This is a genomic window from Nocardia kruczakiae NBRC 101016, from assembly GCF_001612965.1.
Lineage (GTDB): Bacteria > Actinomycetota > Actinomycetes > Mycobacteriales > Mycobacteriaceae > Nocardia > Nocardia kruczakiae.
On the sequence record NZ_BDBL01000022.1, the window covers coordinates 115581 to 130242 of the forward strand.

Consider the following 14662-nt stretch of genomic DNA (forward strand, 5'->3'; position numbering starts at 1 on the left):
AGGTCGTTCCCGCGACCGAGTGGCGTCGTGTCGAGCGGCATGCCTGGTTGCGGGCCACCCGGCCGCGTGGCAGGCGTCGAGCCGAGTGGCGGCGCGCCGAACGGCGTCGTTGCCGCCGGCGGATGGTTCGCGGGCGGACAGAGCGCCGGGCCGCCGCCCACTCCCGGCCCGCGATTTACGACCGGTGGCGATCCGGGACGACCAGTGACCGGGGCAGGATAATCCGCGCCGACGCCCACCGGTGGCGGCGTCGTGCCGTCCTGCATGCGGTAACTACCGCCCGGCATGGGTGATGGGGGCATCCTCCCCGGCTCGTGATAGCCGCCCAGCGCAGGTGGCCGCGGCGGAGGCACCCCCTCGGCGTCGCGATAACCATCCAGCGCAGGCGGCAGCAGCGGAGGCGGCGTCATGCCCTCGGGTTCGCCATGGCTGCCCCGGGGCGGCGGCGGCACCCGAGACGAGTTCGGTTGTGGGCGTGGGTCGTTCATCGGTCCCCCGGTTCGGCTGGTGTGCGGCTAGCCGGCGGGAGGTGGCGGGGGCGGGGTGCCGGGCAGCGGCGGCGGACCGCCGAACAACGACTGCAGCGCGGGGACGGTCGAGGCCGCGGCCCACGCGGACATGCCGGTGGTCCAGACGTTCGTCTGCGGGGTGAGGCGTCCGGCGGCGACGAACTGGCGCAGCTGATCCACCGGGAAGGGGCCCGCCGCCTGCCCGTCGAGGTCGATGTGGAACTGCTGCTGCACCGGAAGCGGCGGCGGCTGCTGCCCATACCCCGGCTGGGTGTAGCCGGTGGGCTGGGCGAATGCGCCCTGCATCGCGCCCGCCATCTGCCCGCCCAGGGCCACGCCCATCCCGGCCTGCATCGCCGCGCCCATCGCACCGCCGCCGGGATTCTGCGCGGCGGCGAGCATCGCGTCGGCCGCCTGCACCTGCTGGTACCGGTTCGGATCGCGGACGTTGTCGGCGAATCCGCCGGCCTCGACGCCACGGGCCACACCGCGGGTCATCGCCTGCTGGATCTCCTCGGGCAACGAGATGGTCATGGTGACCGCGTCGACGCCCAGGCCGAACGAGGCGACCCGCTGTGCCACGAATTCGCGGAGCTTGTCGGACAATTCGACCTGACGGCCCTGCAGATCTATCGCACCGAGGCCGGTGGCGAGCACCATATCCGAGAACGCGAGCGCGACGGTGCGCCGCAGCAGATCGGTGATCTGCTCCATGTCGACGACGCTCTCGGTGCCGATCACCTGGCGCAGGAAGACGGCCGGGTCGACCACCTTCACGATGGTGGTGCCGTTGGCGCGGACCTGCACCATGCGGAAGTCGGGATCGCGCACTGTCACCGGTTGCGGTGTGCCCCAGCGGAAATCGGTGATCGGACGGGTATTGACGAAATACACCTCCGACCGGAACGGGCTGTTGAACCCGTGCTTCCACCCCTGCAGGGTGGACATGATCGGCATGTTCTCCGTGGTCAGCGCGTAATGGCCGGGCTCGTAGCGGTCGGCGAGCTGCCCCCGGTAGACGAAGACGGCCTGCTGGCCCTCGCGCACGATCAGTTCGGCGCCGTTCTTGATCTCGTTGTCGTAGCGCGGGAATCGCCACGCCAGCGTGGAATTCGTATCGTCGAGCCATTCGATGATGTCGACGAATTCACCGCGGATCTTGTCCATCAGGCCCATGCGTACTTCCGTCCTCCCTCGGCGCATTCCGCCGCGCCGAGTATGGCACAAACGAATTCGCCGCGGCCGCTAGCATGAGGCCTCGTGGAGCAGCGATACGTGCGCAGGTCGGGACGGGTGATCCTCGCCGACGCCGACGACCGGATTCTGCTCATCGCCTATCGCGGCACGCTGGATCCGCTGTACTGGATCACCCCCGGCGGCGGTATCGATGCGGCCGAGTCGCCGGCGGAGGCCGCGGCGCGGGAATTGGGCGAGGAAACCGGATTACGGGTCACCGCGGCCGATCTCGGACCGCAGGTGGCGGTGGCGGCCGGGCATCTGGAGATTCCCGGATGGCTGTCGGGCACGTTCCGCGAGGACTATTTCTTCTACCGGCTGCCCACCGCCGGGACCGACCTGGACACGAGTGGCCTGCTGACCTACGAAAGCAGCGCCATCGACGAATTCCGCTGGTGGAGTGTCGATGAGCTCGCGAGCACCGATCAGGAGGTGTACCCCCTCGGTCTCGCCGGGTTGCTCGGCGATCTGCTGGCGGGTCGGATTCCACCCGAACCGGTCACGCTCCCGTGGCGTGACCGGCCCGGTGAAGCCTCGTGATTCGGCGAAGCCACTGGAATCGACTGGGGCTCAGGACTTACGGCCGGTGAATTCGTCCATCGAGTGATAGACGCCCACCTTGTTCAGGTAATAGTCGCGCACCTTCAGCGGCAGCAGACCGGAGATGGCGCGGTTGAGGCGTGAGGTCCACGGCAGCACGACCAGCGCCGCACCGTTCTTCATCTCCCGCCACGCGGTGTCGACGACCTCTTCCTGCTCCAGGATCGGCGTGAACCAGAAACCCTTGGCGCCGTCGAACATTCCGGTGTTGATGTAGGTCGGGCACACCGTGGTGACCTTCACATGCTCGTTGCCGGACTGCTCGAGTTCCAGGCGCACCGAATCCGACCAGCCCAGCGCCGCCCACTTGGACGCGGCGTAGACACTCATGCGCGGATTGGCCACGAGCGCCGCCGAGGAGGCGATGTTCAGCACTCGCGCCGGGGTCTTGCGGTTGACCATCGCGGGCAGGAATTCCAGGGCGACGTACATGGGGGCCAGCGAATTGATCGCCATCGTCTTGTCGATGTCGGCGCGGTTCTCGGTTTCCCAGAAGTAGCCGTTGCCGCGCACGATTCCGGCGTTGTTGACCAGCACGTCGATATCGCCGACCTCCGAGCGCACCGCGGTGCCGGCCTCGATGATCGACTGCTGGTCGGAGACGTCGACCACGTAGTGGTGCACCCGGCTCACCGATCCGGAGGACAGTTCGGCGGCGGTCTGCTTCAGCGCGATCTCGTTGACATCCCAGAGCACCACGTCGGCGGCCTGTTCGCGCACCGCCCGCTGGGCGAAGGATTTGCCCAGGCCCATCGCCGCGCCGGTGATCAGTACCCGCTTGCCCGCGACCGTATCCATATCCGTTCCTCTTCCTCCGTGACCGAAGTCCTCTGTGCCCGAGCGGGCGAGATCATTTCTGCCGCAACGCCTTCATCACGCCGAAGTAGAGCGTCATGGTCTTCGCCCACAGCGCTTCCGACATGCCCGGCAGCGGCGCGATCGGCAGTGCGCGCTGGACCGCGATGGTCTGGGTGTCGACGTATTTGAGCAGCCCCTCCGGGCCGTGGCGGCGGCCGCTGCCGGAGATGCCGAGCCCACCCGAGGGGGCCGCGACACTGCCCCACGCGGCGATGAAGCCCTCGTTCACGTTCACCGATCCGGCGTGGATGCGGGCGGCGATCTCACGGGCGCGTCCGGTATCGCGGCTCCACACGCTGGCGTTGAGACCGTAGGCGGTGTCGTTGGCCTGCTCGACGGCCTCGTCGTCGCTGTGCACGCGGTAGATCGAGACGACCGGGCCGAAGGTTTCCTCGCGATAGACGGTCATCCCCGGTCGCACCCCGGCCAGGACGGTCGGCTCGTAGAAGTACGGGCCGAGGTCCGGCCGTGCGCGGCCGCCGGCCAGCACGGTCGCACCCTTGGCGACGGCGTCCTGGACATGTTCGGTGACCGTGTCGAGCTGGCGCGGGAAGGTCAGCGAACCCATCTCGTAGGAGTAGTCGAGCGCCGATCCGAGCCGCAAAGCCTGTGTGGCGGAGGTGAATTCGCGGACGAACCGATCGTAGACGCGGTCGTGTACGTAGATGCGCTCGATGGATTCGCACAGCTGCCCGGCCGAGGCGAAACAGGCGCGCACCGCGATCTTGGCAGCCGCGCTCACATCGGCGTCGGCGAGCACCAGCAGCGGATTCTTGCCGCCCAGTTCGAGCGAGTAGCCGATCAGCCGCTCCCCCGCCTGCCGGGCGATGGTTCGGCCGGTGGCACTGGAACCGGTGTAGTCGACGTAGTCGGCGCGCGCGATCACCTCACCGCCGATCACCGAGCCGCGGCCCAATACCGCCTGCCACAGCCCCGCGGGCAGGCCGGCGCGTTCGGCGGCGTCGATCGCCCACAGTGCGGTGAGCGCGGTCTGGTTGTCCGGTCGCGCGACGACCGCGTTACCGGCCATCAGCGCGGGCAGCGCGTCGGAAACGGCGAGGGCCAAGGGGTAGTTCCACGGCGAGATCACCGCGACCACACCCTTGGGCCGATTGCGGACCTCGACCTTGGTGAGCACCGGCAGCACACCGCGCGGGGTGCGCGAGGCGAGCAGCCGTTCGGCCGCGGCGGCGTAGTAGCGAGCGTTGACCGCCACATCCCCGACCTCGTCGAAGGCGTGCACACGCGACTTGCCGGCCTCGGTCTGGACGATGTCGAGGATGGTGTCCTGTTCGGCCAGCACCAGATCGTGGAAACGGCGCAGCACCGCCACGCGGTCGCGCACGGGCACCCGCGCCCACTGCTGCTGAGCGCTGCGGGCGGTCGCGAAGGCGGACTCGATATCGGCGGTGGACGACTGCGGCAGATCGGCGATCTTCGCACCGGTGGCCGGGGCGGAGACCACCACCGACGGAGCGCCACCCGCGGTGGCGTGCGCGAGGAGGCGGTCCACCAGCTCCTGCGGCAGGGCCGGAGCAGCGGCGAGGTCTGGGGCGGTCGTCATTGTCGGCCCTCTCGGTCGGCAGGCGCCAACAATTTGTTGAACACCAGTGTTAGATTAACACCGATGTTAGATTAATGGGGCGATGCCGGGCCATGTCAAGTCCGCACAACCGATCAGGGAGGTCCCACGGATGCCGCAGGACGGGGTGGTCACCACTCACAACGGCGCCGCTCGCCGAGGCCGGCCGCCGCAGACGCCCGCACAGGCCGACGAGGTGCGCTCCCGCATCGTTGCCGCCACCGCCGCGGTGTTCACCGAATCCGGTTCGCGCGGACTGAGTGTCGCGCGCATCATCGAACAGGCCGGGATCTCGCGGCCCACCTTCTACCGCTATTTCGCCAACGCCACAGCCCCACTCGACGTCGTTCTCACGCAGTCCAACGAGGGCTTGGTGGGCGGTATCCGCCGGGCCCTGGAGGAGTCCGATGAGCCGGTGGCACTCGGTATCGGCATCATCGACGCCTACCTGGACTGGGCCCGGGGGCATGGGCCGATGCTGCGCCCGGTGTTCGCGGAACTGCACGATCCGGCCTCACCGGTCTCGGCGTACCGGGAGCAGGCCTTCGACGACATCCGCGCGCTGGTGCGGGAGAAGTTCGCCGTACTGGGCCGGCAGTTGCCCGCACCGCTGGACCTCGACACCGCGCTGCAGGCCTGCGCATTCGTGGTCTACCAGGTGTCGCTGGCCACCGCACCGGGGGCGGACCCGGATCCCGAGGCGGTCGCCGAGGCCCGGCTGACGATGATCCGCACGGTGCTGGTCACCCTCGGCCGACGCGAGGATGTCGAACTCGCCCTGACGATTCCGGGTATCTTCCTGCCCGTACAGGGCTGAATTCGGGGACAACGCCCGGTTCAGCCGCGCAGCCCGCTCGCCCGCAGCACCCGGCGCGAGATCCCGGCCTCCAGCGCCTCGGCCGTACCGATGATCCGCACCCGCTGCCGGGCGCGAGTGATCGCGGTATAGAGCAGTTCACGGGTCAGCAGCGTCGACTCCGGGCCGGGCAGCACGATCGTCACCGCACCGTACTGGCTGCCCTGGCTGCGGTGGATGGTCATCGCGTACACCGTGGTGACACCCGGGAACTGAGTCGGATGCACCAGATACGGTTCGCTGCCACGCTGCAGCGCCGCGCGCAGGCCACCGTCGCCGGACCGCACGATGACACCGGTGTCGCCGTTGTAGATGCGGGCCTCGTGGTCGTTGGCGGTCACCAGCAGGGGTTGGCCGGGAAACCACTGTCCGGCAGCGGATTCCGTGCCGATCCCGGCCGCGGCGACCCAGCCGCCGGCCATGCGGTCCCAGCGTTCGACACCGAACTGCCCCTGCCGGTGCGCGCAGAGCAGTCGATGCGATTCCATCGCCCGCAGCGCCGCCGCGGCGTCCCCGGCCTCGGCGGCGGTGGTGGATTCGCGGGCAGCGCGCACCACGTCGGCGCGCACATCGGCGATGTCGTCGGGTTCGTGCAGCGACAGCTCCGCACCGCCGTCGTGCAGCAGCGCGAGCGCCGTCTCGGCGTCGCCGGCGCGCACCGCCACCGCCAGATCGGCGATCCGGCCACCGAACCGACGGCCGCGGGTCAGGCGAATCATGCCGCCGCGCAATCGGTTTCGTTCCCGTTCACTGAGATCCTCGGCACCGGCCACGGGCCCGGAACCGGTGTCGAGGATCCGCTCGAGGATCGGATTCGGCGGCCCGGCCACCGGTCCCGCGACCAGATCGGCGAGGACGGCACCGGCATCGACCGAGGCGAGCTGGTCCGGGTCGCCGACGAGGACCAGCCGGGCGTCCGGGCGCACGGCCGGGAGCAGCCTGCTCATCATGGTCAGCGACACCATGGAGGTTTCGTCGACGACGATGACGTCGTAGGGCAGCCGGTTGTGGGCGTGATGGCGGAAGCGGGTGGTGCCGCCGCGCTGCCAGCCCAGCAGCCGGTGCACGGTGGCCGCGGTCAGCTCCGGCAGGTCGAGGTCGCCGGCCTGTTCACGCACCGATTCCTGCAGGCGCGCAGCGGCTTTGCCGGTCGGCGCGGCCAGCGCGATACGCAGCGGTGCGGTGTCGGCGACCGCGCGCTGATGCGCGACCAGCAGTGCCAGGATGCGGGCGATGGTGTGGGTCTTGCCGGTACCGGGGCCACCGGCGACCACCGTGGTCCAGCTGGTTGCGGCGACGGCGGCGGCGATGCGCTGGCGGTCCGGGGCGGCGCCGGGCCCGCCCGTGCCGGGGAACAGCCGGTCCAGTTCCCGGCGCACGGTGTCCGGGTCGACGAGCGGATGCCCGTGCGCACGGTCCGCCAGCGCCTCGCGGATCGTCTGCTCCTGCCGGTAGTAGCGGTCCAGATACAGCAGCGGCCCGCCCTCGGAGTCGACCAGCCGCAGCGGGCACAGCGGTCCGGCCGGGCTGCCGCACACCAGTGGGCTCGCGCGCAACTGCTCGCACAGGCTCTCGACGTCCGGCCAGGGCAGCAGGGCGGGATCGATCGGCTCCGCGTCGCCCAGATCGAAACCCTCACCGTCGACACCGATTTCGTGCATACGCCGCAATTCCAGGCACACCGATCCCGACCGCACCGCACGCACCGCGAGCGCGGCGGCCAGCAGCACCTGCTCTCCGGATTCACCGCCGAGCTTGCCCAGCCGCAACGCCACGTGCACATCGGCCGCCGACAGCACGCCGGCGGTGTTGAAGGTTCGCAGCAAGCCGGTGGCACGCTGCGCCAGAGCAATCGCCGTCATCGGCCCTCCTGCCCGGCCAGGAGATCCGACAGCGCCACGATCAGCCCGGCCGGTGGGTCCCAGTCGAAGACTCCGTGGCCGGGTGGGGTCGAGGGGCCGATCATGCCGCGCACGAACAGATAGCGCACCCCGCCGAGGTGGTGCGCCGGGTCGTAGCCGGGCAGGCGCCAGCGCAGATAGCGGTGCAGCGCCGCCGAATACAGGAGCGCCTGCAGTGGATAGTGCGAGCGCATCATCTCCTCGGCCATGCGGTCGCGCCGATAGTGCGCCACGGTCAGCTCACCGGTGCCGAGCCGGTTGGTCTTGTAGTCGACGACGAGGAAGCGGGGGCCGTCGGTTCGTAGCACCGCGTCGATACTTCCGGTCAGATATCCGCGCAATGGAATGTCGTCGAGCAGGTCGAGGGCATCGGCGTAGGTGGCGAACGGATCGTCGGACCGCAGATGCTTCCGCAGCAGGGCCCCGATGCGCCGAACCGTCACCCGCTCCGCCACCGGGTCGTCACCGCCCGCGAGCGGCAGTTCGAATTCCAATTCGTTCAACCGATCCCGCGACCGGATGTCGGCCAGCGCGACCGGATCGCACGGCGTGCGCAGCACCGCGACGAGCGCGCGGGCGAGTTCGCCGGGATCGATATCGGCCATGAGTTGCTCCACGGCCTGTTCGCAGCGCAGCAGGACCTCGGCGTCCAGATCCGGCGCATCGGTGTCGACCAGCTCGAGCACGCCGTGCACGAGGGTGCCGAATTCGGCGCCGTAGGGCAGGTCGTTCATCAACGATGGTGCCGCACCGGCGAATTCGTCCCCCGTTCCGAGGCCGGGACCGAGTTCCGGCGCCGGCGACAACGGCTCGTCGGTGCCGCCCTCGACGGTATCCGGCGTCACGAAATCCGTGGCAGCATGGGCCGTTTCGTGCGCGGAGGCGGTGAGCGCCGAGTACGAGGTACGGCGCCAGTCGTGGTCGACGGAGCGGGTGAACCGCGCGGCCTCGAGTGCCTGGTCGGCGGTCTGTCCGCGTTCGGTGCGCAGCTGCGCCTCGACCGCCGCGCGGACGGTTTCGATCTCGATCAGGCCGGGACCGGCGGCCGCCGCCCATTCGCGCAACTGCTGCAACACGATCGGGTCCGCGGGCACCTCACTGCGGGCCGGCACCTCGGCGCTGCCGGGGTCGCGGCCCAGGATCATCCGGTGCAGCGGCGCGGCGGCCGTACCGTAAGCCGGCGCCCACCAGGCCACGACCTGGCACTGCGCCCGGGTCACCGCGACGTACAGCAGCCGAAGTTCCTCTCCCGCTTCCTCGGCCTCACAGCGGCGGCGATGCTCGGCGTAACCGGGCGCCTCGGGGCCGCCGACGTCCAGGACCCGTTCGTCGCCGTCGTGGAACAGCAGCGTCGACGGATTGGGGTTCTTCGCGCCGTCCCACGCGAAGGGCAGATAGACGACGGGGAATTCCAGGCCCTTACTGGCGTGCACGGTGGCGATCTGCACCGCGGCGGCATCGCGGTCGAGGCGACGGCTGCGTCCCGCGACGGCGCCCGAGGCCGGATCACGGACCCGGTCGGCCAGCCAGCGGGTCAGCGCGGTGAGCCCGAGCGATTCCCGCGCGGCGACCTCGTCGAGCAGTTGCGCGATATGCCGCAGATCGGTCAGGCGCCGTTCACCGCCGCTCTGGGCCAGCAGCCGCGGCGCGGGCTGGGCCTGGGCGGACAGCCGGTCGAACACGGCCGCGAAACCGGAACGCGCGAACAGCCGGGCCGCGTCGCGCAGCTGGGTGCTGAGCCGGCCCACCAGATCCGCGCCACCGGCGTCGATATCGGCCGCGGACAGTCCGAGCAGCGGGGTGGTCGCCGCCAGCCGCACCCGATCACCACGGTGCGGTTGTTCCAGCGCGCGCAGCACCCACAGCCAGTCGGTGGCACTGCGGGTGGCGAAAACGCTGGCGCCACCGGCGAGTACGGAGGCGACACCGGCGCGATCCAGTTCCGCGCGCACCAGGTCGATCTGCGCGCGGGTGCGGACCAGCACGGCGATATCGCCGGGTCCCAGCGGGCGGTCGCCGAACCGGGCGCCGGACCCGAGGGTGCGGGCGATATCGGCGGCGAGGTCGGTGGCGATCCGATCGCGCTGGCGGCCCACCACCGGGAATCCGCTCCCGTTCAACGCTCCGGCGCCCTGGCGGGGAAAACATCTGAGCCGCAACGGAACCGCCGCGCCCTCGGGCCCGGTGAGCCGGCTGTGCGGCCGTACCGCCGTGACCTGCGGCACCGTGATCTGCGGATGCCCCAGGGCGGCGCCGCCGAGCATGTGGTGCAGCGCCGCCAGCAGACCGGCGTCACTGCGGCGGTTGGTATCGAGTTCGCGACGGGTCTCGGCGTGGGCGACGGCGTCCAGGTAGCTGAGGACCTCGGCGCCGCGGAAGGCGTAGATCGCCTGTTTCGGATCGCCGACCAGCACCAGGGTCGTGTGGTCGTGGAAGACCCGCCGCAGGATGTCCCACTGCAGGGGGTCGGTGTCCTGGAATTCGTCGACCAGTGTCACGCGGAAGCGGTCGCGGATGCGGCGGCACGCGCGCTCGCCGTGCACCGGGTCGGCGAGTACATCGTGCAGCAGCACCAGCTGGTCGTCGAAGTCGCGGATACCCGAAAGCCGTTTGCGCCGATCGACTTCCGCGCGCACGGCGGCCGCGAACGCCGCCGCCTCGGCCGCCGGGTGATCGCCGAGTTCCTCCCCCGGCACCAGCCGCGCGCGCCGGTCCGCCACCGCGGCCGCCGCCAGCGACAGCGCCTGGCGCACCGGCATCGGCGCGCCGCCACGGGCGTAGCGGGCCAGGTACAGATCCTCGGCGACCGTGCTCACCAGTTCCTCGATGCCCTCGACCAGCCGCACCCGCGGATCGTGTTCGCCCGCGATGCCGAGTTCGTCGAGCATGCGCTGACAGAACCCGTGTGTGGTGGAGATGGTGCCGGCATCGAAATCCGACAGCGCCGCGACCAGCCGCCGGCGCCGACGCGCCACCTCGGCCGGATCGGCGTCGGCCAGATGGGCGATCAGCTCGTCGGTTCCCGCGCGCGCGGCCTCCGGATCCTCGAGCGCGGCCGCGACCGTCACGAACCGCTCCCGCGTGCGTTCCCGCAACTCCTGGGTCGCCGCCCGGCTGAAGGTCACCAGCAGCAACTGCGAGATGTCGACCAGCCCCTCGGCGACGAACCGCACCGCCAGCCCGACGATCGCATAGGTCTTGCCAGTGCCCGCACTGGCCTCGAGAACCGTTGTCCCCGTGGGCAAGTCACCGCACAGATCGAATTGGCCGAACTGGGCCGAGCCACCTGCGCGGGCGCTCCTCGAATGCGATGCGCCCCCGCGGTCGTGATTTCCGGATGTACCGCCAAGGCCGTTCGACGGCGCACGGACCGGCGCCGGTTCGGATTCCATGTCGTCGGCGGATGGCACGGCAACACGTAGATCCGCCTCTCGTACGCCATCGGCCCTCTTCCCGGTATCTACCTCGTCGATGGCGAAAAGTTCAGCGGCATCCGCCGATTCATCGACATCTCGAGTGCGCCGGCGGCGGGTCGTGGTGTGCGCTTCCTGGGTGCGCAGATCGGTGACGGGGAACAGTTCCTCGGTCATGGCTGCCCCTGGGATTCGTTGGCCAGCAGCGGATTCCACAGTCGCCGGGCCACCGAGCCGAAGGTGGTGGTCTCGCCGTAGCGGTCCGGTTCGGGCAGGGGGGTTCCCAGTTGCTCGAAGGTCGGTTCGGGTCCTCGGATGTAGGTCAGGTAGCGGTCGGTGTGGTCACCGAACGGGCGCGGCCCCTTCGGCCCACCGTAGAACTCCTCTTCCGCCGCGGCGCGGGCGGAGTCGAGATCGGCTCCGCGGCAGCGGCGTTCGGCGTACACCGCCGAGGCCGACGGCGCGAACGACAGCGGTTCGGCCAAACCCTCCTCCCGCAGGTCGGCCAGCTCGCGCAGCAGCTCCGCCGCGAGCGCGGGAGCCGGTGCGGTCAGCGACGAACGCCAGGCCGGGCGGCCGAACTTGCCGCGCCCGATGCTCACGGCCTGCCAGCTCTGATGGCGTTCGGTGGCCGCCAGCGCCAGCAGCCGCACCCACGCCGCCATCCGATGTTTGGGCGCGAGCCGCGAATAGGTGGCGCGCACGACAGCGTCGTCGTGCACATCGGCGACCGTCCCGGTCAGCCGCCGCCCCGCCCCCAGATCCACCGCGATATCGATGGTGCGTGCCGGCGCCTGCTGCAGTGGCGCGGCGACCTGCACCAGCCGGTCGACGGTCGATTCCACCTCGGCCAGCACCGAAGCGCCGAGACCGAACGGCGGCAGGGTGCCGCGCCGCCACTCCGCGGCGCGCAGGGCGCCCGGATCGGCGCCGGTGAGCCGCGCCGCCAGCATGCGCTCGCCGATGTTCCAGGTGGCCAGCCCGGTCAGTTCGATGGGCAGGCGCTCATCGATGTCCTCGTCCTCCTCCGGCACCCGGATGCCCAGCCGCTGCCACAGGAAGGCCCGGATCGGATGTTCGGCGAACGACACCAGTTCCGCCAGTTCCACATCCGTGCGCGCCACGGCGGGCAGCGGGCCGGGCAGCCACGGCGGGCTCGGTTGCGCGGGGCGAGCCGCGGCGCGTGCGGCGGCCAGCGCGAGGGTGTCGAAACCGAACGGGTCGCGCGCGTCGAAATTGCGGCCGTCGTAGGCCTGCAGCGGATGCCGCCGCACCACGTCACCGGTACCACGGTGGGCGCGCACCACGTCGATCAGTTCCGCGAGCGGTGTCACCGGCGGCCGGGGCGTACCGGTCACCGGATCGGCACCGGTGTAGAGCACCACCAGATGCTGTTGCGCGGCGAGGACCGCATCGAGCAGCAGCCCGCGGTCCTCGCTGCGCGGATCACGTTCTCCGACAAGCGGTTCCCGGGCGGTGACGTCGTCACCGTCGATGCCGCCGGTGCGCGGGAACACCTCGTCGTCCAGCCCGAGCAGCACCACCACCCGATGCGGAACCGACCGCATCGGCGCCAGCCCGCAGACGGTGAGCTCACCGGTGCGGTAATTGGAGCGCGGCGCCCGGGCCCGGGATCGCGTCCGCAGGGCGGCGATCACATCGGGCAGTCGCAACTCGGCCGCATCCGCGTGCTCGAAGGCGGCCGCCAGTTCCCGGCGCGCCTGCACCCCCTGCCAGGCCGCGGCGGCCGGTAGATCGGTGAGCAGATCGAGCGCGCGATGCAGGATCTGCAGCCACTGCCGGGCGGGACGCGGTGTGCCGGCGGGTTCGGCCGGGGTGGGTCCGCTCAGATCGCGTACGCAGACCGCGAGCCGGTCGACGAATTCGGCGAAACGCCCGGCCAGGTCCACATCGCCGGAGTCGACGTCGTCCAGCGGCAGCGCCAGATCCAGCCAGTCCTCGCCGGACTCCCCCGCGGCGACGCCGAGCAGAATCCGGTCGACCGCCGCGTTGAGGGTGTTCTGGCCGAATTCGGCGAGTCCGAAGGCCTGCCGCTGCCGTTGCCCGATCCCCCAGCGGGCGCCGGTTTCGGCGGCCCATTCGCGCAGCCGCTCGATATCGTCGTCGTCGAATCCGCAGCGATACCGGACGGGTTCGGTGGCGGCGAGGTCGAGCACCTGGGTGACGCCGACACGTCCCTCGGCCAGCGCCAGCAGATCCTCCAGCACCGCGAGCACCGCATTCGCCGCGCCCGCACTGCGTTCGGCGGGCCGCACCCGTAAGCCGTGTGCGGGATTCGCGCCGGGGTCCTCGAGCGCGGCGGGCCCCTGGCCGAAGGCCGCCCGCACCAGCGGGGCGTAGCCGTCGGGATCGGGGCACAGCACGATCACGTCGCGCGGTTCGAGAGTGGGATCGCGCTGGAAGAGCCCGAGCAGGACATCGCGCAACACCTCCACCTGCCGGGCGGGGCCGTGACAGGCGTGGATCTGCACGCTGTCGTCGGCGTCGCACGCCACCGGCGGCCAGCGGTCCGCGCGGATGGCCTCCTGCAGCTCGGAAAGCACTGTCGCCGAAGCCTTTTCGGCACCCGGACAACCCGGCTGGTGGTGCTGGTCGGCGAAATCCACGGTCGCCAGCCTGTTCTGCACCTCGCGCACGTCGCGGCCCAGCGCCCCCAGCAGCGGATGCCGGGCGATCGGGTCGGCCACCACCCGCCGGGGCGCGGCGAGACGAGTTCGCACGATCGTCGCCGCACCCGCGAGCCCGGCAGCGGCTTCCGCGGTCTCGCCGGATCCGGTCGCGCCACCTGTGGCCGGACGGGCGCCCTCCGCCGCGGCATCCGCGCCGGACCGCAGCCGCTCCCACAGCGCCGGGCTGGGATGTACGAGCCAGAGGTGCACGTCCCGGTGTTCGGCCACCGCCTCGAGTACCGCGAGCTGCGCGGCCGCGATCCGAGGCAGTCCGAAGATCGAAAGGCGCTGCGGCAGATCGATACTCGCGGGATCGGTGCGCAGCCGGCGGCAGACGGTGTCGAGCCGCTGCGCCGGCGCGGGAATGCCGATCGCCTCGCGCACCCGCCGCCACAGTCGCGGCTGCCACCGCAGGTCGTCGGGAAGTTCGGCGCCGCAGCCGTCGGTGTCGGCGCCGTCGGCCCAGTCGGTGATCAGGGTGGGGCGGGTGGTGCCGTAGGTGTCGAAGAGGGTCGCGATATGCGTCGCGGTGCTCAGCCGCCGCCCCGCCCGGTATGCCTCGGCCGGGCCGGCGCCCACGCCCAGATGCCGGGCCAGCACCGCCGCCCACGGCTCGCCGATCGCGGCGTCCATCGCCGCCAGGACCGGCCACACCAGCCGGTCGGGCGCCCACGGGTCGGCGTCGGCGGCGATATCGGAGGCCGTGGCCGAGATGTCGGCCACCAGCGCGGCCGGGGTCGGATAGTCGATGTTCGCGGCCACACCGTCACCGGTGCGCGCGCCAAGGGTCACCGCGAGCCGCTGGTTGAGCCAGCGTTGCACGCCGTGCGCGCCGACCGCGACGACCTCGGCGGCGAAGGGGTCCGGCAGCGGGTGCGACAGCATCGCGGCGAGCGCGTCGGCGAGCGTGCGCGCCGACTCGGCCCGGTGGATGTGCAGCACCTGCGCACCGCCTCTCTGTCCCTCGCGCGCGATCCCTTGTCGCGGTGATGCGGCGCGCCCGATCCTACAAACCCG

8 protein-coding genes are annotated in these 14662 nt (G+C 71.0%); 2 read left to right on the plus strand and 6 right to left on the minus strand.

Translation table 11 applies throughout. The features are described from left to right. Positions 1-515 precede the first annotated feature (515 nt). The gene (locus NK1_RS16855) at positions 516-1685 is read right to left on the minus strand and encodes an SPFH domain-containing protein (protein WP_063009719.1); all 1170 of its coding nucleotides are present in this window, start codon (positions 1683-1685) and stop codon (positions 516-518) included. 84 nt (positions 1686-1769) lie between these two features. Between NK1_RS16855 and NK1_RS16860 the strand changes: the two genes are divergently transcribed. Then, complete coding sequence (locus tag NK1_RS16860) at positions 1770-2285, plus strand: NUDIX domain-containing protein (RefSeq protein ID WP_063009721.1); 516 nt, start codon at positions 1770-1772, stop codon at positions 2283-2285. Between the two features lie 30 nt (positions 2286-2315). Here NK1_RS16860 and NK1_RS16865 read toward each other — a convergent pair whose 3' ends face one another. Both NK1_RS16865 and NK1_RS16870 read right to left on the minus strand, forming a co-directional pair. Next, positions 2316-3143 carry an SDR family NAD(P)-dependent oxidoreductase gene (locus NK1_RS16865; protein WP_063009723.1) on the minus strand — a complete coding sequence of 276 codons (828 nt, stop codon included), beginning with the start codon at positions 3141-3143 and terminating at the stop codon, positions 2316-2318. 52 nt (positions 3144-3195) lie between these two features. Further along, entirely contained in the window at positions 3196-4767 is a 1572-nt protein-coding gene (locus NK1_RS16870; RefSeq protein ID WP_063009725.1) for a succinic semialdehyde dehydrogenase, read from the minus strand. A 130-nt stretch (positions 4768-4897) separates the two neighbouring features. On the opposite strand from NK1_RS16870, the gene NK1_RS16875 reads away from it, so the two are divergent. Beyond that, positions 4898-5602 (plus strand): TetR/AcrR family transcriptional regulator, encoded by a 705-nt coding sequence (locus NK1_RS16875; RefSeq protein ID WP_063009727.1) that lies wholly within the window; start codon positions 4898-4900, stop codon positions 5600-5602. Positions 5603-5622: 20 nt separating this feature from the next. On the opposite strand, the gene recD is transcribed toward NK1_RS16875, so the two are convergent. The 3 genes from recD to recC are packed head-to-tail and all read right to left on the minus strand — an operon-like array spanning position 5623 to position 14587. After that, positions 5623-7503: an exodeoxyribonuclease V subunit alpha gene (gene recD, locus NK1_RS16880; protein WP_063009729.1), complete on the minus strand. Its 1881-nt coding sequence runs from the start codon at positions 7501-7503 to the stop codon at positions 5623-5625. After that, positions 7500-11132: a UvrD-helicase domain-containing protein gene (locus NK1_RS16885; protein ID WP_084461071.1), complete on the minus strand. Its 3633-nt coding sequence runs from the start codon at positions 11130-11132 to the stop codon at positions 7500-7502. The genes recD and NK1_RS16885 overlap by 4 nt, the downstream gene beginning before the upstream one ends. Beyond that, positions 11129-14587, minus strand: a complete 3459-nt coding sequence (recC, locus tag NK1_RS16890; RefSeq protein ID WP_063009732.1) for an exodeoxyribonuclease V subunit gamma — start codon at positions 14585-14587, stop codon at positions 11129-11131. The genes NK1_RS16885 and recC overlap by 4 nt, the downstream gene beginning before the upstream one ends. Positions 14588-14662 lie beyond the last annotated feature (75 nt).